This window comes from Paracoccus denitrificans, assembly GCF_900100045.1.
Classification (GTDB): domain Bacteria; phylum Pseudomonadota; class Alphaproteobacteria; order Rhodobacterales; family Rhodobacteraceae; genus Paracoccus; species Paracoccus denitrificans.
Genome location: NZ_FNEA01000050.1, coordinates 1 through 20,845, shown reverse-complemented (window position 1 = coordinate 20,845; position 20,845 = coordinate 1). Strand labels below are relative to the sequence as shown.

16 protein-coding genes and 1 pseudogene are annotated in these 20,845 nt (G+C 62.9%); 10 read left to right on the top strand and 7 right to left on the bottom strand.

The window, feature by feature from the left end:
* Positions 1 to 85 precede the first annotated feature (85 nt).
* From BLT64_RS24360 to BLT64_RS24350, 3 genes are all read right to left on the bottom strand, one after another.
* On the bottom strand, positions 86 to 265 hold the full coding sequence (locus BLT64_RS24360) for a hypothetical protein (protein ID WP_074810721.1): 180 nt from the start codon (positions 263 to 265) through the stop codon (positions 86 to 88).
* Positions 266 to 709: 444 nt separating this feature from the next.
* Positions 710 to 2,236, bottom strand: a complete 1,527-nt coding sequence (locus BLT64_RS24355) for an aldehyde dehydrogenase (NADP(+)) (protein WP_011749527.1) — start codon at positions 2,234 to 2,236, stop codon at positions 710 to 712.
* Between the two features lie 84 nt (positions 2,237 to 2,320).
* Positions 2,321 to 3,331, bottom strand: coding sequence for an ABC transporter substrate-binding protein (locus tag BLT64_RS24350; protein ID WP_011749528.1), 1,011 nt, complete (start codon positions 3,329 to 3,331; stop codon positions 2,321 to 2,323).
* Positions 3,332 to 3,747: 416 nt separating this feature from the next.
* Here BLT64_RS24350 and BLT64_RS24345 point away from each other — a divergent pair, with 416 nt between their 5' ends.
* The 4 genes from BLT64_RS24345 (at position 3,748) to BLT64_RS24330 (ending at position 8,554) form a co-directional block, all read left to right on the top strand.
* Complete coding sequence (locus BLT64_RS24345; protein WP_011749529.1) at positions 3,748 to 4,779, top strand: Bug family tripartite tricarboxylate transporter substrate binding protein; 1,032 nt, start codon at positions 3,748 to 3,750, stop codon at positions 4,777 to 4,779.
* A gap of 23 nt (positions 4,780 to 4,802) precedes the next feature.
* Positions 4,803 to 5,792, top strand: coding sequence for an amidohydrolase family protein (locus tag BLT64_RS24340; protein ID WP_011749530.1), 990 nt, complete (start codon positions 4,803 to 4,805; stop codon positions 5,790 to 5,792).
* Positions 5,793 to 5,828: 36 nt separating this feature from the next.
* A complete protein-coding gene (locus BLT64_RS24335; protein WP_011749531.1) occupies positions 5,829 to 7,859 on the top strand; it encodes a tripartite tricarboxylate transporter permease in 2,031 nt (676 codons plus the stop codon).
* Between the two features lie 164 nt (positions 7,860 to 8,023).
* Positions 8,024 to 8,554: a carboxymuconolactone decarboxylase family protein gene (locus tag BLT64_RS24330; RefSeq protein ID WP_041530537.1), complete on the top strand. Its 531-nt coding sequence runs from the start codon at positions 8,024 to 8,026 to the stop codon at positions 8,552 to 8,554.
* 18 nt (positions 8,555 to 8,572) lie between these two features.
* Here the strand turns inward: BLT64_RS24330 and BLT64_RS24325 are convergent, their stop codons facing one another.
* Positions 8,573 to 9,808, bottom strand: coding sequence for an MFS transporter (locus BLT64_RS24325; RefSeq protein WP_128493042.1), 1,236 nt, complete (start codon positions 9,806 to 9,808; stop codon positions 8,573 to 8,575).
* A gap of 248 nt (positions 9,809 to 10,056) precedes the next feature.
* On the opposite strand from BLT64_RS24325, the gene BLT64_RS24320 reads away from it, so the two are divergent.
* A complete protein-coding gene (locus BLT64_RS24320) occupies positions 10,057 to 11,322 on the top strand; it encodes a LysR family transcriptional regulator (protein ID WP_011749534.1) in 1,266 nt (421 codons plus the stop codon).
* A 50-nt stretch (positions 11,323 to 11,372) separates the two neighbouring features.
* Here BLT64_RS24320 and BLT64_RS24315 read toward each other — a convergent pair whose 3' ends face one another.
* Positions 11,373 to 12,224: an HpcH/HpaI aldolase family protein gene (locus tag BLT64_RS24315; RefSeq protein ID WP_011749535.1), complete on the bottom strand. Its 852-nt coding sequence runs from the start codon at positions 12,222 to 12,224 to the stop codon at positions 11,373 to 11,375.
* A 26-nt stretch (positions 12,225 to 12,250) separates the two neighbouring features.
* Positions 12,251 to 13,225: an ABC transporter substrate-binding protein gene (locus BLT64_RS24310; RefSeq protein ID WP_011749536.1), complete on the bottom strand. Its 975-nt coding sequence runs from the start codon at positions 13,223 to 13,225 to the stop codon at positions 12,251 to 12,253.
* Positions 13,226 to 13,477: 252 nt separating this feature from the next.
* Here BLT64_RS24310 and BLT64_RS24305 point away from each other — a divergent pair, with 252 nt between their 5' ends.
* The 5 genes from BLT64_RS24305 to BLT64_RS24285 all read left to right on the top strand — a co-directional run bounded on the left by BLT64_RS24305 (position 13,478) and on the right by BLT64_RS24285 (position 19,416).
* Entirely contained in the window at positions 13,478 to 14,509 is a 1,032-nt protein-coding gene (locus BLT64_RS24305; protein WP_011749537.1) for an amidohydrolase family protein, read from the top strand.
* Positions 14,506 to 16,185: a thiamine pyrophosphate-binding protein gene (locus BLT64_RS24300; protein ID WP_011749538.1), complete on the top strand. Its 1,680-nt coding sequence runs from the start codon at positions 14,506 to 14,508 to the stop codon at positions 16,183 to 16,185. The genes BLT64_RS24305 and BLT64_RS24300 overlap by 4 nt, the downstream gene beginning before the upstream one ends.
* A 250-nt stretch (positions 16,186 to 16,435) precedes the next feature.
* Positions 16,436 to 17,317, top strand: coding sequence for an amidohydrolase family protein (locus BLT64_RS24295; protein ID WP_011749540.1), 882 nt, complete (start codon positions 16,436 to 16,438; stop codon positions 17,315 to 17,317).
* Positions 17,314 to 18,231, top strand: a complete 918-nt coding sequence (locus BLT64_RS24290; protein WP_011749541.1) for a substrate-binding domain-containing protein — start codon at positions 17,314 to 17,316, stop codon at positions 18,229 to 18,231. Before BLT64_RS24295 ends, BLT64_RS24290 begins: the two co-directional genes overlap by 4 nt.
* Positions 18,232 to 18,474: 243 nt before the next feature.
* Positions 18,475 to 19,416: a porin gene (locus BLT64_RS24285; protein ID WP_011749542.1), complete on the top strand. Its 942-nt coding sequence runs from the start codon at positions 18,475 to 18,477 to the stop codon at positions 19,414 to 19,416.
* A gap of 118 nt (positions 19,417 to 19,534) precedes the next feature.
* Here BLT64_RS24285 and BLT64_RS24280 read toward each other — a convergent pair.
* Positions 19,535 to 20,311 (bottom strand): annotated as a pseudogene (locus tag BLT64_RS24280) (ISNCY family transposase); the annotation flags it as partial.
* Positions 20,312 to 20,845: the final 534 nt, after the last annotated feature.

The following is a 20,845-nucleotide window of genomic DNA, read 5'->3' as shown; positions in this document are numbered from 1 at the left end:
CCAGATGTATGGCCGCGCCAACATCGATCTGCTCAGGGCACGGCTCCTCGCCCCGGCGTAAACCAGAAAATGCACCAACTTTGAGTCAGACCCCCGTTTGGATGCCGATTGACACCATGGTGCGCCAGCCCAGATCCAACCCGACGATCCCGTCCCGCTCCGCAAGGTCGAAAGCGCGCTGGCCCAGGCTGTCCAGCATGTCGTCATGGTAATTGCCTACCGGTGCCCAGACGACAAGCTGTCCGGCTCGGTCGTGCAGGAGCATCTCCGCGATGGCTGGTTCCGCGTCGACTTGAAGCTTCTCGTGCCGGTGACGGGAGCAGCTTGGCGGCAAGATTGCGGATAGGTTGGAAACGAACTTCTGGGTAGCCAATGATTGGTAGCGCGAATGTCTTCGTGTGGCTGATTAGGTTTTTCGCCGAGATATCGGGAAGGCAATGACGGAACTTCAAGTACAAGTCGGGCGAGGCGCGCGTCGGCGCCGCCCGCCATTTGCTACCGGCACTGGCGTCGGGCTAGGCTGGTTCGACATGATGCGCACCGGCCCGGCACGGCGAACTTGATCCAGGCGCAGCGCGCCCTCTTCGACGCGCATGGCTTCGACCGACTGAACGGCCGTCACGGACCCTAGGGCGGGAGAGGCTGAAGCGGGTGAGGCGAAGCTTCAAGCTGCCACCCCGCGCGCATCATGCCCTTCGGAGAAAACCGCCTAGCGCAGGTCCGTTGGCATGAGCGCTTCTGGAAAGTTCTGGTAGGCGACGGGACGCAGGAACCTTCGGATGGCCATGGTTCCGACCGAGCTGGCGCCGAAATTGGTCGAGGCGGGATAGGGGCCGCCATGGACCATGCTGTCCACCACCTCGACGCCGGTGGGAAAGCCGTTGACCAGCACCCGGCCCGCCTTGCGCTCCAGCACGGGCACCAGCCGGCAGGCGATCTCGGCATCCGCGGGCTTCATGTGGATGGTGGCGGTCAACTGGCCCTCGAGCCCGCGGGCCAGGTGCAGCATTTCGTCGACCGAGGCGGTGCGCACCACCAGGCCCAGCGGGCCGAAGACCTCCTCGGACAGGGCGTGGTCCTCGAGGAACTGCCCGGCAGTGGTCTGGTAGAGGTTGGGGCTGGCGCTGCGGCCCTCGGACCTGGTCTCGTGGATCGGGGTCACGTTGTTGCGGGCCTGCATCCGCGCCTGGCCCTCGCGATAGGCGCGGGCGATGCCCTGGGTCAACATCACCTGCGGGCCGACCTTCGCCAAGGCCTCGCGCGTTGCCTCGACGAAGCGGTCGGCATCGGCGCCGTCCAGGACCACTGCGATGCCGGGATTGGTGCAGAACTGCCCCGCCCCCATGGCCAGCGACCCGGCCCAGCCGCTGCCGATCTGTTCGGCGCGCGCGGCGATCGCCTCGGGCAGCAGGAACATCGGGTTGACCGAGCCCAGCTCGCCGAAGAACGGGATCGGCTCGGGCCGTGCGGCGCAGAGGTCGAACAGCGCCCGGCCCCCGGCGAGGGAGCCGGTGAAGCCGACCGCCTTGATCAGCGGATGCTGGACCAGCGCCTCGCCCACCTTGCGGTCACCGCCCTGCACCAGGCTGAAGACGCCCGGATGCGTGCCGGTCCTTGCGATGGCGGCATGGATGGCCTCGGCGACGATCTCGCCGGTGCCGGGATGGGCGCTGTGGCCCTTGACCACCACCGGGCAACCGGCGGCCAGGGCGGCGGCGGTATCACCGCCCGCCGTCGAGAAGGCCAGCGGGAAGTTCGAGGCGCCGAAGACCGCCACCGGGCCGATCGGCCGCTGCACCATGCGGATGTCGGGGCGCGGCAGCGGCTGGCGGTCGGGCAGCGCCGGGTCGTGGCGGCGGTCGAGATGATCGCCCTTGCGGATATGCGCGGCAAAGAGCCGCAGCTGGCCCCCGGTGCGGCCGCGCTCGCCCTCGAGCCGCGCCTCGGGCAGGCCGGTTTCCTGGGTGCCGATCTCGGTGATCGCCTCGGCGCGGGCCTCGATCTCCTCGGCGATGGTGTCGAGGAAGGCGGCACGCTCTTCGCACGTGACCTGGCCGTAGCTCCAGAAGGCGTCCTCGGCCGCCTCGCAGGCCCGGTTCACCAGCGCGACCGTGCCTATGCTGAACTCGTGCGCCCGGCCATGGGCGGGCTCGCTGGCGAAACGCTGCTCGCTGGCGACCCAGTCGCCACCGATCAGGTGCTTGCCGTGGGGGGTGAAACTATCTTGCTTCGTCATCGATCCTAGACCCAAGAATGTTGATTTCAGAAAATGATCGTTTGTCCCGCCGGGACAATAGATCGCGATCCTGCGATGGCGCGCTCACTTAGCGGAAAGTATTTTGAAGGCTTCATTCGCAGGCCGCATGTCGGCAACATCGCGATACGGCAAGACTTGTGACATTGCGCCGAGGCCAACGAACATGCGTTGCTGATATGTGATCTCCTCTTCGGAGATTGAGAGATTTCGGGAATAGGGACGCTGTTCCTGATTGAATTCCCAAACCGCGTTTGCCGATAGGATATCAAATTTCTTCTGCGCGCTCCTTCGCGCGGAGAGGAATGCCTCGCGGGCCTCTGGCTTCATCAAATAGCCATAAAGGGCGCCATAGGCGGCCATGACCGGAACCAGCCCGTCCCGCTTGTCCCGTAGGGCTGCCTCCGACGCGTAGGCGGTTTGAAAGACATATTTCGGCAGCGCTTCCCACATCTTGCCGTCGGACAGGATGACAAGCCCATCGCGGTCGTTCAGGTGCGATATGCTGGAGCAGCAGGCGTCCGCCTTGCCTTCGACGACCGCATGATAGGCTTGGTCGTTGCTGCCTGCATCGAGGAAAGTCACGCGGGAGGCGTCGAGACCCTTTTCTTGCAAGAGTTGCAGCATGAGTGCATGCAGGAGACCAAGCTTCGGCCCTACCGCCACCGTTTTTCCTTCCAGGTCTGCCAAGCCGTTGACCCGGTCCGGCCTTGCAAACACGGCGAGGGCAGCCTTGCGCATGGCCGCGCCAGCAATCCTGACGGGCGCGCCTTGCGAAATCCGCGGAAGAGCCATGTTATAGCCAGAAACCATGCAGACATCAGCGGCCCCGCTAACGATCGCATCGAAGGGGCCGGCCGGGCCCTCGGCCAGAACCATCGTTGTTTCCGCCCCATATCTCTTGAGAAAACCCTGCTCTTCCATCAGTCGATTCAGCGTCGCATTCTCGAGTCCAGGATTGCTGACGATGGTAATCCGGGCTGCGGCAGCCCGCGCAACATGCGGCGCGCCAAGTCCGCTAGCGGCGAGGGTGAGACCGAATATCCCAGCACTTCCAAGAAAACGGCGGCGATCCATCGTTGATTTCCTCCCTATCCGGTGGCGATCATGGCGGTCTCGCACAGCGTCGCCGCCGGGTGCCAATCCAAAACCACGCTGCGGGCATCGGAAATCGGACCAGAAACGCCTGCCCACAAGCCAGACGTCCGGCAAGAACAAGGCGCAGATCATATAAATATATATTAAATTCAATTATTTGAAAGATATCCCTTTGGGCGGCTGCAATATCGGATCTCGGCCGAGGGCATTGATTTTCGATGCGGTGCTATTCTCGCCGCAACCGAAAGAGGCTAGGGTCACGGCATATCCACATATGCGTCCCGGCGCCCGAGGGGTGTCTCGGCGAACGGGACGCAGCCGCAAGAGGAAGCGGGCGGCCCTGCAGCCAAGGAGCACTGCATCGGGATCGCGCAAAGTTCAAGGGAGGACATGGAATGAAGATCATGCGCGGGATAGTGTTGTCGGGACTTGCCGTCGTCACGGCTTCGGCGATCGCGGCACCGGCCTATCCGCAGACCGCGGAGGAGTTCTACAAAGGCAAGACGCTGACCATTCTGGTCAGCGCGCAATCGGGGAGCCTGACGGACTTTATCGCTCGCCAGTTTGCGCAGGCCTATGTGAAACATATCCCGGGCCAGCCCGAGGCAGTCGTGATGAACGTCGTCGGGGCAGGGGGAATGGTGGCGGCGGCCTCGCTGCAATCCAAGCAGCCCAAAGACGGCACGGTCATCGGCTTCCTGCAGCGCAACAACCTCTATGTGCCACTGGTGGATCCGTCGCAGAATGCATTTGACCCGCGCGAGGTGGCCTGGATCGGCAGCGTAGACAAGACTTATTACAGTCTTGTCGCGATGACGCGCTCGGGCGTCACCACGGCCGACGATCTGTTCCAGAAGGAACTGGTGGTCGGAGCCACGGGATTTTCCAATGAGAACCGGACGCTGCCGGCCGTTTTGAACCAGTATCTGGGGACCAAGCTGACGGTCGTTCCCGGTTATACCGACCGGGGCGAGGTCTATCTTGCGATGGAGCGCGGCGAGGTCGATGGCTGGGCTTCGACGCTTGACGGATTGACCTATGGAGAGCCCAAGCGAATGCTCGCAGAGGATTCGATGAAGGTGCTCTTGAACCTTGGCTGGGACAGCCCGGAGGAGTTCCAGGACATCCCGAACCTCAGCCAGTACGTGACGGATCCCGAGGCGAAGTCGATCCTTGATTTCTTCATCCTGCCCTTCCAGGCAGGCAGGCCGCTGGCCGCGCCGAAGGAGGTGCCGCAGGACCGGATCGACGCCCTGCGCAAGGCCTTCGACGAAACCGTGCAGGATCCCGAGTTCATAAAGGCGATGACCGATCAGAACTATGCGGTCGATCCCATTTCGGGTGACGAGGTGGCCGAGATCGTCGCAACGCTGTTCGCTACGCCCGAGACGGAACTCGAGGCCGTACGCAAGATCCTGAAACCCTGAATCTGACGAAAACTGGCGCGGGCATGGTTCTGAACGGCCTGGCATACCAAGACCGTCTGCGGGCGCCTGATGCGTCGCGCCATCCGTCCTGTTTCCAAGGTAAGACCGACATGACCTACGAAATCATCGACATTCATCCGCACATCATCTCGACCGATACCGGGAAATACCCCATCGCGCCGCAGGCCGGACATCGTTCGAAATGGTCGGCCTCGCGCCCGGCCGATTTTGACCAGTTGGTGGCGGCGATGGACGAGGCGGGGATCGCCAAGGCCGCGATCGTTCATTCCTCCACGACCTACGGGCATGACAATTCCTATGTCGCGGATTCGGTGGCCTCGCAGCCGGATCGCTTCACCGGTGTATTCTCCTTCGACCTGCTGGCCCGGGACGCGCTGGCGACTTTCGATTATTGGCTGGGCCGGGGGATGGGGGGTATCCGGCTTTTCACCGGGGGCGCGACCCATCAGACCGACGGCAGCTGGCTCGTCGACCCGGCGACCTTTCCGGTCTGGGAACGCTGCGCCGAGAACGATCTGACCATGGTGATTCAGACGACACCTGCGGGGTTGGGGATGGTCGCGGACCTCGCCCACCGCTTTCCATCGGTCCGCATCGCTCTTGATCATTGCGCCCGCCCGGTCCTTGCAGGCGGCCCGCCCTATGACGCCTGTGCAGAACTGTTCGAGCTTGCGCGTTTCGAGAATGTCTATCTGAAGATCACGCCGAAGACCTTCGATCTGGCGCAGGCTGCCCCCGGTGGGGCCGAGGCATTCTTCCCGCATCTGGTCGCGGTCTTCGGTGCGGACCACCTTGCCTTCGGCTCGAACTACCCGGCCTCTGCCGGTTCGCTGACTGAATTGATCGCTCAGGGAAATAAATGTTTCGAAAGCCTCGGCGATAAGGACCGGGCGTGGATCTGGGGGCGCACGGCAAAGGTTCTCTATCCTATGCTGGCCAACCAAGGCACAGCGCGGCCCTGCACTTCCGAAGACCGGAGGGCGGCGCAATGACAGGCGGCGATCAGGCCGTGAAGGCAGGGCTGTAGCATGGAATTTCTTCAAGACTCCGTGATTCTCTCCGCCGCGGGCGATGCGCTCGGCCTCATTCTGCAGCCAGAGCGCATCATGTTCCTGTGGCTTGGCGTGATCGTGGGACTGGCGATCGGGCTGCTGCCCGGCGTGGGCGGGCTGACGGGCTTTGCGATCCTGGTGCCCTTTACCTACACGATGGACCCTTATTCGGCGTTTGCCATGCTGCTTGGGATGGCGGCGGTCACGACAACCTCGGACACCATTCCCGCGGTGCTCTTTGGTGCCGCCGCGCAAGCGACAGTGCTTGACGGCCTGCCCATGACCAAGCGGGGCGAAGCCGGGCGCGCGCTCAGCGCAAGCTACCTCGCCAACATGATGGGCGGCTTGATAGGCGCGATTATCCTGGCGGTTTCGCTGCCCGTGGTGCGCCCCTTCGTGCTGGCCATAGCCACCCCCGAACTGTTGGCGATGACCATTCTGGGGATCGCGATGGTAGCGACGCTCTCTGGAAAATCGCCGCTGAAGGGCTTGGTCGTCGCCTGCTTCGGCATTCTGGTCGGGATGGTCGGCACCGATACGCAGACGGGTCAGATGCGCTGGACGGGCGGGCTGCTATATCTGCAAGACGGCCTGCCGATGCTGCCGATCCTGCTGGGCCTTTTTGCGCTGCCCGAGCTTTGCGATCTTGCCATCCAGCGGACCTCCATCGCCCAGGACATGAAGTTCAGCCCGCGTCAGGGCATGCTTCAGGGCATCAAGGATGTCGCGCGGAACTGGTTTCTCGTCCTGCGCTGCAGCAGCCTCGGCGCGGTCCTGGGCGCGATTCCCGGCATGACCGGCTCGGTCGTGGACTGGATCGCCTATGGCCATGCGCTCCAGACCGAAAAGGGCGCGAAAGAGAGCTTTACCAAGGGGGACGTGCGGGGCGTCATCGCGCCGGAATCGGCCAACAACGCCCGCGACGGCGGCAGTCTTGTGCCGATGCTGGCTTTTGGCGTGCCGGGCGGTGCAGCGCAGGCGATCCTGCTCGGGGCGCTGATGGTGCACGGTTTCACGCCAGGCCCTGACATGCTGACGAAGAATCTGGATCTGACCTATTCGATGGTGTGGTCCATTGCGCTTGCCAACATCTTCGGGGCCGGCACCTGCTTCCTGCTCAGCGGTCAGTTCGCCAGGATCTCGACCCTGCGCTACACATTGGTCCTGCCGATCATCATGTCCATCGTCTATGTCGGCGCCTTCCAGGGCTCGCGGAGCTGGGGTGACATGTATGTGCTGCTGATCTTCGGCCTGATCGGATGGAGCATGAAGCGGCTGAGATGGCCTCGTCCGCCCCTGATCCTGGGGCTCGTTCTGGGCGCGTTGATCGAGCGGTACATGTCGATCTCGTTCCTTCGCTACGGTATGGACTGGGCGCTGCGTCCGGGGGTCATGGTGCTTTTGGCTTGCGCGGCCCTCATCATGTTCAGCCCGGTACTGCGGCTGCTTCGCAAGGAGAACCGGGCGGGCGTCGTGCTTCGTCGCCGTCCCTATCTGGGGCTCGACGATCTGGCCTATGGGCTTTTCATCGCGATCGGCGTCTACGTGCTCGTCACCTCGCGGGACTGGCTCTTCAACGCGCGGATCGGGCCTGTGGTCGTTGCCTCGACGATGGTCATCGCTGGCGGGCTGAGCCTGATTCACAAGACCTTCTTCAAGGAGGTCCGGGCGGCCGCAACGAACGGCGTTCACATGGACATCGGCGGCGACCCCGAGGAGGAGCTGCCCAGGCGGCTGGTGCTCGTCAGGGCGGCGCGGTTCTACGGTTGGTTCGTGCTGTTTCTGTTGTCGATGGCGGTGATCGGTCTGCTTCCGACCGTGCCGCTGGTCATCATGGCCTTCATGCGGATCGAGGGGCGGGAACCCTGGCGTCTCAGCGCGATCCTCGCGGCATCGGTGACACTGCTTCTCTATATCGTGTTCCACCGGATCATTCACGTGCCCTGGCCCACCAGCCTTATGGGAGACTGGTTCCCGATCCTGCGGGAGGTGGTTCCCTCGATGTAGGCCCGCTCCAGAGAAAATCACGGGAAATGCCAATGGCGGGCTTACGGGTCCGCCATCATGTTTTGGTCCGGTTCAAACTTCTATCGCCCGGGCAACAAGCTCGATTGGCCGGGAACCCTGGAAAGACCGATCTTGCCGGCATCATGACCCATCAGGAGAGCGACATGACCCAAGACCGACTCGCGCGGATCAGCCCCGATCAGGCGAACGCTGCCCAGAAGCGTGTCATCGACAGGCTGGGTGCCGGCAGAGGCCGGATTCCTACGCCTTTCAATATCTGGCTTCACAGTCCACGGCTTGCCGAAGGCATGGAGATCATCGGCACCCATATCGACGCCGACTCCACCCTGACCCAGGCCGAAAGCGAGATCGCGATCCTGTCCACGGCCGTCCACTGGAACGCACCCTATGTCATCGCGAACCACCAAAAGCACGCGCTGAAAGCTGGTCTCGGTGAGGAAGTGGTTGCCGCCATTCTCGACAGGCGGCGACCTGACGGACTGTCCGGACGGCTTGGCGTGGTCGCTGATGCCGTCTGGGACATCCTGAACGGGGGGATGGTTGGAGACGTTGCCTTCGTCCGCTACGATACGGAACTCGGGCGCGAGCTCATCGCCGAGCTTCTTGTCACGATCGGCTATTTCACCTCGGTTTCGCTGGCAATGAGCCTGCATGCCCTCGCGCCCAAGGCTTGAGGGTAAGACCGCACACGGTCAGTCGGTTTCCTCGACCGTGCTTGCGGCGCCTCGGATCAGGGGGGCAAGCAGAAGGAAGCAGAAGGTCAGCATTGCCGCCGCGATCAGCGTCGCGGCGGCAATGCCGATCCGGTCGGCGAAAAAGCCGATGACGAGCGCGCCGAGTGCCGGACTTCCCCTGGCGATCAGCCCGTGCAGGCTGAGGATGCGACCATGCAGATCGGGGGGCGTCGTGATCTGCACGAAGGTTTGGGTCGAGATCAGCCCCCGGGTTGTCGCGGCGCCCAGAAGGGCGGCGGCGGCCACGGCGAGTCCCGGGATGGTCGCCCAAGTCATGAGGATCGCTGCCCCAGCGCCCAATCCCCACAGGACCATAACGTCATAGAGAAGCCGCACCGCCGATCGCGGCCGGATCGTCAGGCCCGAGACGATGGCGCCGCAGGCCGCCGACCCGGTGAGCAGCGCAAGCCCCATCGCGTTTCCGGGATAGATGCGGACCGCAATCGCCGGCATGAGTTCGAGCATGGATCGCACGATCATCCCGCCGAGCAGCATGACCAGCAGGATCAGCCACAGCGCCGGGGTGGCGACGACATGACGGAAGCCCTCGGCCATTTCGCGCAGGAACGGCTGCGGCGCCGAGAGCTTTTGCGGAAAGGCCAGCGACAGCCGGCCGAGGATGAGGACATAAAGCGCCGTCACGGCAGCGTTGACAGCGAAGACCCAGATGATGTCCAGCCGCACGATCATCATTCCGGCGAGGGCGGGCCCGATCAGGCGGGCCAGGTTCACGGTGACGGAATTCAGCGCGACCGCCGCACCAAGGTCCGCGCGCCCGACCATCTGCCTGACCATCGCCAGTCGCGCGGGCTGGATCGCTGCGGAGAGCGTGCCTTGCAGAGTCGTCAGGGCGATCACCTCGAGCAGTCCCAAACGGCCGATCGCAAGAAGCAGCGCCATCAGCAGCGCCAGCAGCGCCGAGACAGCCTGGGCCCGGATGTTCTGGCGCAGCCTGTCCCAGCGATCGGCCGCGACACCGGCGAATGGCCCGATCAGCATGACCGGAAGCAGGTCTCCCGCCGCAAGCACGCCCAGCCAGAAGGCCGACTGTGTCCATTCCCAGATCAGCCAGCCGCAGGCGATGCGCTGCATCCAGGTTCCGACCAGCGAAAGTCCGTTGCCAAGACAGAAGGAGCCGAACTGCGTGCCGGTCAGGACGCGCAACGAGGTGGGGATCTGGCCTGTCCTGTTCATCACCGTGTCGCAGAGCGGGAAAGTTATGGGGTTCTCTTGGGGAATTTTGCCCGTATTGGGGCTGGGCACCATCCACGAGCGCGAATTTCTTATGGGCTGGGCGCAGTTTCTATTGGTCCCCCTACGGTCCAGCCGCTAGCCTTGTCAGCAGAGAGGAGGACGCCCGCCGGATCGCGGATCCAGCACGGGCGCGCCGGAGCGTGTTTCCGCAGCGCGGAATAGCCGCATCGAAGACAAGGGAGGAAAACATGTTTCGCCTCGCGGACATTCCGAACCTGCGCCATCTGCGCATGGTCCAGGTCATCGGCAAGCTCGGCGGGGTAAGCTGCGCCTCGCGCGAATTGAGCACTTCGCAGCCAGCCGTGACCCAGGCCGTGGCCAATATCGAGGCCGAGATCGGGCTGCCCATCTTCGAACGTTGCGCTACCGGCACCTATCCCACCACGATCGGGAAGCAATTCCTGCTTCGTATCGACCGCTTCTTCGATACGCTCGATACGGCGCTGGCACAGGTTCTCGGCCGGCCCGATGGTGCGGCGGACCGCATCCCGCCCCGGATAGAGCGGCTTGCGACGGGAACCCAGCTCCGCGCGCTGATCGTGACCTGCGAGCAGGGCCGCGTCAGCGAGATCGCCGATTCACTGGGCCTGTCGCCGGCATCGCTCTTCCGCTCGGCGCGGAGCTTCGAGCGAGCGCTCGGCAAGCAGCTTTTCGACCGGACGGCGCAGGGTCCGATTCCGAACCGCACTGGAAACTACCTGGCCCGCGAATTCCGCCGCGCGGTGCGCGAATTGGAGCTGGCACGGGGCGAGGTGCTGTTGGCCGCCGGGACCGAGAGTCTCGAGCTGGTCATAGGCACGCTTCCCATGGCGGGATCGCACGATCTGGCCGAGGCGACGCGGCGGTTCATGTCCGCCTATCCCTCCACAAAGGTGCGGCTCGTCACCGGCGAATATCACAAGCTTCTCAATGATCTTTCAAACAGCCGGATCGACATGATCTTCGGCATGCTGCGCCGTCCCGAATGGGCCGACGATGTAAGCGAGGAAGTGCTTTTCACCGACAACTACTGTCTGGTTGCTCGTGTCGGGCACGCGTTGACGCGGCTTGAGAACGTCACCCCCTCGGATCTGGCTGGCTATGAATGGGTGGTCCCGCAGAAGGGCACGCCGCGGCGCAACCGGATCGAGCAGATCTTCGCAGATGAGCCGGTGCGGCCGAAATTTCATCTCGAAACTTCGTCCCTGACGATGATCCGCTCGCTGTTGCTGAATTCAGAGACGGTTACCCTGATGACCCGGTCAGAGTTGCAGAACGATGTCGAGTTGGGCGTTCTCAAGGTTCTGCCCTGCAGGTTTCTTGACAATGTGTTGCTGAAGGGCGTGACGACGCGCAGCGACTGGCTGCCGACCGCGGCGCATAACGCGTTTCTCGACTGCCTGCGCGAGGTGACAGGAAAGACCAACCACGCGGGAAAGCCGGATTCGGGATCTGACATCCGAATGGCCTCCTGAAGAGGCCTTATCGGAAGGCAAGGCCCGGAGCTTGTGCTCCGGGCCCCTTTTCACATCAGCGATTTCGCCTTTTCCAGCGTGGCATAGCTGCGCGACGGACTGGTGAACAGAATGTCGTAGCCCTCGGCAATCACTTCACCTGCATTGGCCAGGGTGACATGCGGATGGGCGACGCGCATTCCCGCGGCCTTGGCGGCGGCCAGGATGCTGCGCTTGGCCTCGGCGACGACCGGGTGCTCGTACTGGCGCGGATAGCCCAGTTGCTGGCTCAGGTCGCCCTCTCCGATCATGATCGCGCCGATACCGGGGACCGCAAGGATATCCTGCAGGTTCTCCATCGCCTCGACGCTTTCGATCATGACGATGACCATGATCTCGCCTTCGGGGACCAGGGGCCAGACATCTGCGCGCGCGTAATATTCCGGCACAGTCAGCCCCCAATAGCGCGAGGCCGTGTTCGGCGCATCGCCGCGCAGCCCTTTGGGCTCGTAGTTCGGTGCATCCTTGGGGCGGGCATATCGGCAGGCGGCGACCGCGTTGCGGGCCTGTTCGGCCGTCGCGATATGCGGGAACACGACGCCGTAAACGCCCTGGTCCAGGACCTGCTTGGCCATCCAGGTGTTCATCTCGGCCCCGTTCGCGGGAATGCGGACAAAGGGGGTCACGCTGGGACGGAGGCTGGCGCCCTCGATCATGCGCCGCCGGTTCAGCATGAACTGCAGCGCGTCCCGCAGTTCGGAGGGCGAATAGGGCGTGTGCTCCATCTCGAAAAGCACGCCGTCGAGTTGTGACATCCCAAGCTGGATCGCTTCCTCGCGCTCGGCGCGGGCAAAGGCCATGGTCGGCTTGCGGCCCTCTTCCAGTGCCGCGATGATGCCGTTCAGGCGTCCGGTCTTGTCCATATCTTTCTTATCTCTCTTTCGTGGGCTCAGAACGGCAGGAACATGTCTTCGGCCTTGTAGGGCCGGGGGATCAGGCCTTGCTGGTGGCCGTAGCGGATCAACGCCTCGATCGAGGCTCGGTTGGCCTCCAGCCCATAGGGCAGCGGGTCGTCACCGACGATCTGCATCAGCTTGCGGTCCTTCTCGGCCTGCTTGCCCGTGGCGGTGCCGGCGCGAAGCGCCTGCAGATAGGGGGCCTTGGCCTCGACAAAGGCATCATAGAGCGAACGGGCAAGCCCGGGATTTGCCTGCAGCACCTCTTCCTTGATCGCCAGCGTGCCGTGGATCGGATAGACGCCGTTTCGGGCATAGACCTCGCGGTCGAGTTCTGCGGCATTGGGGAAAAGCTGGCGCAGGTCGTCGGGCAGGGCAGGGCCGCTCTCGTTCCAGCCCGCGCCGGGCTTGCCGGCGCGCCCGATTCCGGCATCCCCGGTGCAGGCGGCATCCAGCTTGCCCTCGGCCATCATCGCGACCAGCGAGGAATCCTCGGCAACGTGCCGGACGTTTGCGGGCAGCTTCAGCGCCGCGACATGCTCCTCGTCGTCAACCCACCAGTTCACCTTGTCGATGTCGACGCCGTATTCGTTCTGCAGCAGGCCGCGTTTCCAGACGCCGGTGGTCACCGAATAGGCGCGGACGCCGAAATTCTTGCCCTCCAGATCCTTCGGCGCTTCGATGCCTGCGCCCGGCCGCACGACCAGGCCTTCGTGATGAAAGCGGCGAACGAAGAAAACTGGCAAGGCGATGATGGGCACGCCATAGGCGCGTGCGATGATATAGGTCGTGGGGGCGATTTCGCAGGCATCGAAGGCCAGGTCGCGCACCATCCGGCGGAAGGCGGCGATATGGGGCTTCACCTCCTCGAATTCGAGCTTGGCGCCGGATACGGCGACCGTGCCGGATTTCAGCGCCTCGGTATAGGGATAGGTGCGCAAGGCCACCTTGAGGGTGGGCGTGGACATGCGGATTCCTCTCTGATCGGAAACTGTCATCCCCGTTGCATACGGGGCCGTCCTTCTTCTAATCCCGCGCCACGCCAATTGTTTAATAGGAGATCGCACCTTTCCCATAGGATTGCCGCTGCGGTATAGGCCCGTCCGGTTTCATATATGCGCGGCACGAATTCCAATTGGCACCCTGAAGCCCGCCTAGGCTAGGCAGTTGGCAGGGAACGATGACGTTCCACGAACTTCCCTTTCAGAGGTGCTGCCGACATGATTATCGACTGCCACGGTCATTTCACCACCGTCCCGGGTTATTTCCGCGACTATCGCAATGCCCAGATCGCCGATTTCAAGGCCGGCAAGACCTCGGATTTCTCGCCCGCCCCGCAAATCTCGGATGAGGAACTGTGCGAAGGGCTGGAGAAGAACCAGATCCGCCTGCAGAAGGAACGCGGGATCGACATGACGCTGTTTTCGCCCATCGCCGGGCTGATGGGACATCACCACGGCAATGAGGCGCTGAGCAGGCATTGGTCGCGCACCTGCAACGACCTGATCCATCGGGTCAGCACCCTTTACCCGGACCGGTTTGTTCCCATCTGCCAGCTGCCGCAGAGCCCGGGCGCAGACCCGCGCGGCTGCATCGAGGAACTGGAGCGTTGCGTCCTCGAGCTGGGCTTTGTCGGCTGCAACCTCAATCCCGATCCGACCGACGGCTACTGGACCGACCCGCCGGTGACGGACAAATGGTGGTATCCGCTTTACGAGAAGCTGGTCGAGCTGGACGTGCCGGCCATGATTCACGTCTCGGGCTCGTGCAACCCGAACTTCCACGGAACGGGGGCGCATTATCTGAACGGCGACACCTCGGTCTTCATGCAGCTTCTGCTGTCGGATCTGTTCAAGGATTTTCCGACCTTGCGGATGGTAATCCCGCATGGCGGCGGTGCGGTGCCTTACCATTGGGGCCGCTATCGCGGCCTTGCGAATGACCTTGGCCGGCCGCCGCTGGCCGAAGCGCTGATGAACAACGTCTTCTTCGACACCTGCGTCTATCACCAGCCAGGCATTGATCTGCTGACCGAGGTGATCCCGGTCCGGAACGTACTCTTCGGTTCGGAAATGGTGGGCGCGGTGCGCTCGATCGACCCCGAGACCGGCCATGCCTTCGACGACACCCGCCGCTATGTCGAGGCGCTGGAGCTTTCGCCCGAGGACCGGCACGCGATCTTCGAAGGCAATGTGCGCCGCGTCTATCCGCGCCTCGACGCGCGGCTGAAGGCGATGGGAAAAGCGGCATGAAGGGGCCGCGCACTGCCGCCCGCATCCTCGTCGACCAGCTGTTGCTGCAAGGTGTGGACCGCGTCTTCTGCGTGCCGGGCGAAAGCTTCCTCGCCGTTCTCGACGCGCTGCATGACTGCCCCCAGATCGAATTGGTGACCTGTCGGCACGAGGGCGGGGCCGCCATGATGGCCGAGGCCTATGGCAAGCTGACCGGCCGGCCGGGCGTCGTCTTCTGCTCGCGCGGCCCCGGGGCAACCAATGCCTCCTCGGGGCTTCATGTCGCCTTTCAGGACAGCACGCCGATGATCCTGTTCATCGGCCAGAACCCGCGTGACGTGATGACCCGCGAGGGGTTTCAGGAGATCGACTACCGCTGCACTTTCGGCACGCAGGCCAAGGCTGTGCTGCAGCTCGAGGACGCCGCACGGACCGCGGAATTCGTCACCCGCGCCTTTCAGCTGGCCATGTCCGGCCGTCCCGGTCCCGTGGTCATTCCCCTGCCGGAGGACGTGCTGACCGAAATCGCCGAATGCGCCGATGGCCGCCCTGCGGCGCGCTTTGCGAATGAGCCCTCGCCGGAGGCCGTGTCGGCGGTGCGGGCATTGCTGACCGAGGCGCGCCGTCCGGTCGTGATGCTGGGCGGCTCCGGCTGGACCGGCGAGGCGGTCGCCGCCTTCCGTCGCTTTGCCGAGGACAGCGGGCTGCCCGTCACCGCCTCGTTCCGGCGGCAGGACCTCCTCGACAATGACAGCAGCAGCTATATCGGGGAACTCGGCCTCGGCCCCAATCCCAGGCTTGTGCAGATGGTGGCGGAGGCGGATCTGATCCTCGTCATCGGGGCGCGGTTGGGCGAGATCGGAACCAATGGCTACACGATCATGGACATTCCCTGTCCCCGGCAGCGGTTGATCCATGTCTATCCCGGTCCTGATGAGATCGGCCATGTCTATCGACCCGAACTGGGCATCGTCAGCGATCCGGCAAGCTTTGCCCTGGCGCTCGCCGCGGGCGGTGCTGTCCGCGGTGATTGGGACGACTGGCGCAAGGCCGCACGCGCGGATTTCGAGGCATGGACCGCCCCTCGGACCAGCCCCGGCGCGATCCAGATGTGCGAGATCATGGCCTGGCTTGATGAGAGCCTGCCGGAGGACACGATCTACACCAACGGCGCAGGGAATTTTACCGTCTGGCTGCACCGCTTTCACCGCTATCGCCGCTTTGGCACGCAGGTCGCGCCGATCTGCGGCTCGATGGGCTACGGCATTCCGGCAGCCTTGGCCGCCAAGTTCGCCCGGCCAGAAGCCTCTGTTATTTGCATCGCAGGGGACGGCGATTTCCAGATGACCTGCACCGAGTTGGCGACGGCGGCGGCGCATGGGCTGAAAATCCGTATCCTGATCCTGAACAACGGGATGCTCGGCACGATCCGCATGCATCAGGAGCGGCATTATCCCGCCCGGGTCTCGGGAACCGATCTCGCGCGCGGAAATCCCGATTTCACCGCATTGGCGCGGTCCTATGGCGCCCATGCCGAAAGGGTCGAGCGGACCACGGATTTCGCCGCAGCCTTCGCGCGCGCCGACACCCATGACGGGCCCGCGGTCATCGAAATCATGATCGATCCCGAGGCTCTGACGCCCGGCGCCTCGCTCAGCCAGATCAGGCAGGCGGCGCTGCAGACGCTGCCGGGCTAAATCCAGGGACCATATTGGAAGTCAACCTGCGACCATTGGAATTGAGCTTGCCCTTATTCTCGGAGATGCCGGGCAGGCCTAACCTGAAAGACATGAAGTCAATCGCAGACGGAACAACCTGGACGGGCCTGACCCGACCAAGGGGAGAAGCCTTGCGCCGCGCCAGAGGAGGAGGCGCCGCGTCGGCCGCGGAAACCGGCGGAGATGTCTCCGCCCCACCTTACCGGCAATCCTTCAGGACAAAGCCAACATGACCCAGAAGATCATCGACATTCACCCGCATATCATCTCGCCCGACACGACGGCCTATCCCTATAACCCGCTGGGCGGGATCCGGTCCGATTGGTCGGCCGAGCGGCCTTTCACCTTCGAGCAATATGTCGAGGAGATGGAGGCGGCTGGGGTCTCGCAAGCGGCGATGGTGCATTCCTCGACCACCTATGGCTATGACAATTCCTATGCCGCCGACAGCGTCTGTCGCGACCCTGAACGCTTCGTCGGCGTCTATTCGGTCGATATCGCCGCACCGGATGCAGTCGCCATCATCGAGAAATGGCGGCGCCGCGGCATGGCCGGCTTGCGGCTTTTCGGCGCCGGTTCGACTGTCCAGACCGACGGACGCTGGATGATCGCGCCCGAGACCTACAAAGTCTGGGAACATATGGCCGAAATCGACATGACAGTGGCCATCCAGACCACCTCCATCGGCCTGCCCGCGGTCGAGGAGATCCTCGAGCGCTTCCCCGAAGTCAGCATCATCCTCGACCATCTGGGCCGGCCGGATCTGACGGACGGCGCGCCCTATGCCAAGGCCGCGCCGCTCTGGAAACTGGCGCAGTTCGGAAATCTGTTTCTCAAGATCACGCCGCGGACGTTCGATCTTGCGGAAAAGGCACCTGCCACGCCCGCGAGCTTCTTTGCGAAGCTGGTCGCGGAATATGGTGCGGACCGGCTGGCCTGGGGGTCCAATTTCCCCGCCAACAACGGCTCGCTGAAGGAACTGGTTGCGCAGGGGCATCGCTGCTTCGCAGCCCTGTCAGAGGCGGATCGGGCCCAAATCTGGGCGGGAACGGCAGAACGGCTCTATCCGCAACTCTTGGAAGCAGCCCTGGACAAGGCAGCCAACGCATGACCCGTATGGAAAAGATCTTCCCCGCCGAGGGTCCGGTGACGCTGTCGGCCAATATCACCCTCTATGAGCCGACGCGCGCGCTGATCGAGGGCAAGGTTGCCTCGGACCTGATCAGCCTCGAATTCGCCGGGTTGAAGAATGCCCATGCCGGGTTCAAGGACATGTTGCGCAAGGGACGCTACGACATCAGCGAGATGGCGACCGCGACCTTCTTGCAGGCGCATCAGTTCGGCAAGCCTTTTACCCTGCTGCCGATCGTGCTGCTGGGACGCTTCCAGCATCACTGTATCGGCTTCAATACCGATGTGCATCCCGGCATGACCCCGGCGGACCTGCCGGGCAAGGTGGTCGGCGTGCGGTCCTATACACAGACCACGGGTCTGTGGGTCCGCGGTATCCTGCAGAACGAATATGGCGTCGACCCGGACAGCGTGAAATGGCTTTGCTTCGATCAGCCGCATCTGGAGGAATATGCCGACCCGCCCTCGGTCATCTGGGGCGATCCGGCAAAGGATCCGGTGAACATGCTGCTCGACGGCGAGGTCGATGCCGCGATCCTCGGCATGAACATGCCCAAGGATCCGCGCGTGCGGACGCTGATCGAGAACCCGCATGAAGCCGCGCTCGACTGGCACAAGCGGGAGCGTTTCGTGCCGCCGAACCATTATGTCATCGTTCCGAACGCGCTTTGCGACCAGAGACCCGACCTGGTGCGCGAGGTCTGGCGGATGCTTGTCAAAAGCCGCGCGGCCGCAACACCCGAGGGCAGCATTGATCCATGGCCGGTGGGGATCGCGGCGAACCGCAAGGCGCTTGAAGCGGCGATCCGGTTTGCGACGCAGCAGCATATGATCACCAAGCCTATCACGGTCGAGGAACTGTTCCATCCGCTGATCCGTGACATTGCGCCGTGAAAATCGGCCCTGCATGGGAAATGAGGAAAGGGGGGCTGCCCCCCTTTTTTCTTTTTAGATTTCCTGTTTCCAGGCGGACGTGATTGCCGTTCACACAAGTTATGGCCTTTGGGCATTTTACGATTATCTATGACGACTTTCCGCAGGCAATTATGAGGTGGTCGTCGCGAGTTCGGTTTTCAAAAGAATAGCGTCGATTGTACGGTCGGGCGTGGAGGCGTCCGTTTTTTATGGGGGGGGATAATGAAGTTTTTCAGCATGATTGCAATGACGGCCGCGCTTGCGCCTTGTGCGGCCTTGGCCGATGTGAGCTTGTCCGGCTTTGGCCGATTTGGTCTGACCTATTCGGAGGCGAAGAAACAGGACGGAGAGAACGGCACGTTCCTCCAGAGTCGATTGCGGCTGGAGATCGATGCATCCGTCGATACCGATATCGGCTTGAAATTTGGCGCAAAAACCTGGGTTCAGGGCGATCACAACAGCCCTTCCTGGGGCTTCAGTCCCGCGAATTTCTATGTCGAGTATGAAAACTGGTCGCTTGAGATCGGCAATGTGCTTCCGGCTTTCGATGGAGCTTTATTGCTGAAACAGACGCGGCTGGGGGTTCATGCTGTTTCCGTCGGCGGGGATCCGTTGGGGGATTTCTTCATTCTGGCCTATCGCGGATATGGCCGCCTTCCTGATCGGACCGGGGTGGCCTTGAATTATGGCACGCGCAACTTCGACGTGAAGCTGTCCGTGGTGGACCCGGATCAGATCGGCAGCGGCACGGGAGGGGATCTGACCCGAGAGGTTTCCGCCTCGGTTTTCTATCGGCTAAACGACTGGGAGTTTTCTGCTGCAACGGCGCAGAGCGGGGCCGGGGTCAGGGATAACGATCTTTATTTCGTGGGAACGCGTTACAAGGTCAACGATGACCTTCGCATCGGCCTGAACATCAATGACAACGGGTTTGCCGAACTGGGAACGTCTTACGCCCTGTATGGCGACTACAAGTTTAACCGATTCACGTTGGGTTCCTATGTCGCGTATAATGACGGCGATTGGGCGGAAAAGGTGACCGACAGCTCTTATGGTGTCGCCCTCAGATATGATCTGGGTCCAAGTATCTTTCTTGCGGCCTCAGTTCAGCGCGATTACGAGCGCATGACCCTTGCCGATATGGGTGTGCGGTTCGACTTCTGAATAACGCCGCTTTTGTTCACCGACACATATCTCCGCAACCATATGCGGATGGAGGCGAGTTGTACGGATGCGAGGAAATTGCCGTCTCGCTTGTCGTATCGCGTTGCGATGGACCGGAAATGTTTGAGCCGATCGCGCTGCGCTCGTGGTCGCTGTCGTCGAGAATGAACTTCCGACGCTCGTAATGCACGACGAGATTGCTGCCCACTTGGCGCTGGTCGCGCAGGCAGAGGATGTCGCTCAGGCGGGATGCCGGCAGGTTCAGCGGCCGGTGCAGGTCGTCGGACCGGGCAGGGGCCTGGGCAAAGCGCAGGTTGTGGGCCTCGATGAATCCCGGCAGGAAGGCGTTGGCGGCGGCGATGTCGCGGATGCCCGCCAGGCGCAACTCCTTGACCAGCCGGTCCTGCAGCGTGCGATTGGCCCGTTCGACCCGGCCCTTGGCCTGCGAGCTGTTGGCGCAGATGATCTCGATGTTCAGCTCGCAAAGCGCGCGGCCGAACTGCGTCATGCCATGGCAGGTGCGGGCCTCAGTGCGGTTCACCCGGAAGATACTGCGCTTGTCGGAATAAAAGGCGACCGGGCGACCATGCGTCTGCAAATAGTCCTGCAGCGCCGCGAAATAGGCCTGAGTGCTTTCCGAGTCAACGAAGCGCATCTGCATCAGCTTGCCGGTGGCATCGTCGATGAACACCAGGAGCGTGCAGACCGGGCCGCGATCCTCGAACCAACGGTGTTCTGAGCCGTCGATCTGGATCAGCTCGGCCAGGGATTCGCGCCGCAGCCGCGGCTGGTGCACCCGGCGTCGCTGGGCTCGGCTCTGCCAGAGCCCGGCCGCCATCATCCATTGCCGCAGGCTCTCCGACGAGACTCGGATGCCATGCCGCTCATGAAGCTTGCGCTGCATCATCGGTGACATGGTCTGGACGTTCTGCGGCATCTGTCGTCCGAAACAGCCAATGCGCCATGGCATGCGCCAGCTATCTGGTAAGCGCGCGCGCCATGGCGCCGGTCACCGCCGCGTGGCCGGATATTGCACCGCCGTTGACAACAGGTACCGCCATCCCGTGAACGAAGATTGCCACTGAGGCCGCGATAAATGTCTACATTCAGGTACAGCTACATGTGCCGATAGCTGGCGACCACGAAGTTTCAGGCTCCAGTTGTCGAGCCAAACCTATTTGCTAATATAGCCTCGTGAAGCCTCATGGGTGTCAATCGGCGTTGAAGAGTGCCCCCTTATCGGCGTCCAAAAGGGGGTCTGACGCAGATTTGGTGCAGTTGAGCTTCAACCTCGCTACATTTTGGCCTTCTTTCAGGGAGGTTACCGATGGCGTCATGGTTTTCACGCCGAGATTTTCTGCCGGCAGGGCTTACGGCCGATCAGATCGAGCTCGATGGCAATACCATCCGTATCCATGCCCGCTCTTCG

Excerpts from the sequence above, each read along its gene's own strand:
- BLT64_RS24290 (WP_011749541.1), top strand. The coding sequence starts at position 17,314 with ATGACCCGTATGGAAAAGATCTTCCCCGCCGAGGGTCCGGTGACGCTG.
- BLT64_RS24355 (WP_011749527.1), bottom strand. The coding sequence starts at position 2,236 with ATGACGAAGCAAGATAGTTTCACCCCCCACGGCAAGCACCTGATCGGT.
- BLT64_RS24300 (WP_011749538.1), top strand. The coding sequence starts at position 14,506 with ATGAAGGGGCCGCGCACTGCCGCCCGCATCCTCGTCGACCAGCTGTTG.
- BLT64_RS24315 (WP_011749535.1), bottom strand. The coding sequence starts at position 12,224 with ATGGACAAGACCGGACGCCTGAACGGCATCATCGCGGCACTGGAAGAG.
- BLT64_RS24325 (WP_128493042.1), bottom strand. The coding sequence starts at position 9,808 with ATGAACAGGACAGGCCAGATCCCCACCTCGTTGCGCGTCCTGACCGGC.
- BLT64_RS24335 (WP_011749531.1), top strand. The coding sequence starts at position 5,829 with ATGGAATTTCTTCAAGACTCCGTGATTCTCTCCGCCGCGGGCGATGCG.
- BLT64_RS24310 (WP_011749536.1), bottom strand. The coding sequence starts at position 13,225 with ATGTCCACGCCCACCCTCAAGGTGGCCTTGCGCACCTATCCCTATACC.
- BLT64_RS24360 (WP_074810721.1), bottom strand. The coding sequence starts at position 265 with ATGCTCCTGCACGACCGAGCCGGACAGCTTGTCGTCTGGGCACCGGTA.
- BLT64_RS24305 (WP_011749537.1), top strand. The coding sequence starts at position 13,478 with ATGATTATCGACTGCCACGGTCATTTCACCACCGTCCCGGGTTATTTC.
- BLT64_RS24350 (WP_011749528.1), bottom strand. The coding sequence starts at position 3,331 with ATGGATCGCCGCCGTTTTCTTGGAAGTGCTGGGATATTCGGTCTCACC.
- BLT64_RS24330 (WP_041530537.1), top strand. The coding sequence starts at position 8,024 with ATGACCCAAGACCGACTCGCGCGGATCAGCCCCGATCAGGCGAACGCT.
- BLT64_RS24295 (WP_011749540.1), top strand. The coding sequence starts at position 16,436 with ATGACCCAGAAGATCATCGACATTCACCCGCATATCATCTCGCCCGAC.
- BLT64_RS24320 (WP_011749534.1), top strand. The coding sequence starts at position 10,057 with ATGTTTCGCCTCGCGGACATTCCGAACCTGCGCCATCTGCGCATGGTC.
- BLT64_RS24345 (WP_011749529.1), top strand. The coding sequence starts at position 3,748 with ATGAAGATCATGCGCGGGATAGTGTTGTCGGGACTTGCCGTCGTCACG.
- BLT64_RS24340 (WP_011749530.1), top strand. The coding sequence starts at position 4,803 with ATGGTTCTGAACGGCCTGGCATACCAAGACCGTCTGCGGGCGCCTGAT.
- BLT64_RS24285 (WP_011749542.1), top strand. The coding sequence starts at position 18,475 with ATGAAGTTTTTCAGCATGATTGCAATGACGGCCGCGCTTGCGCCTTGT.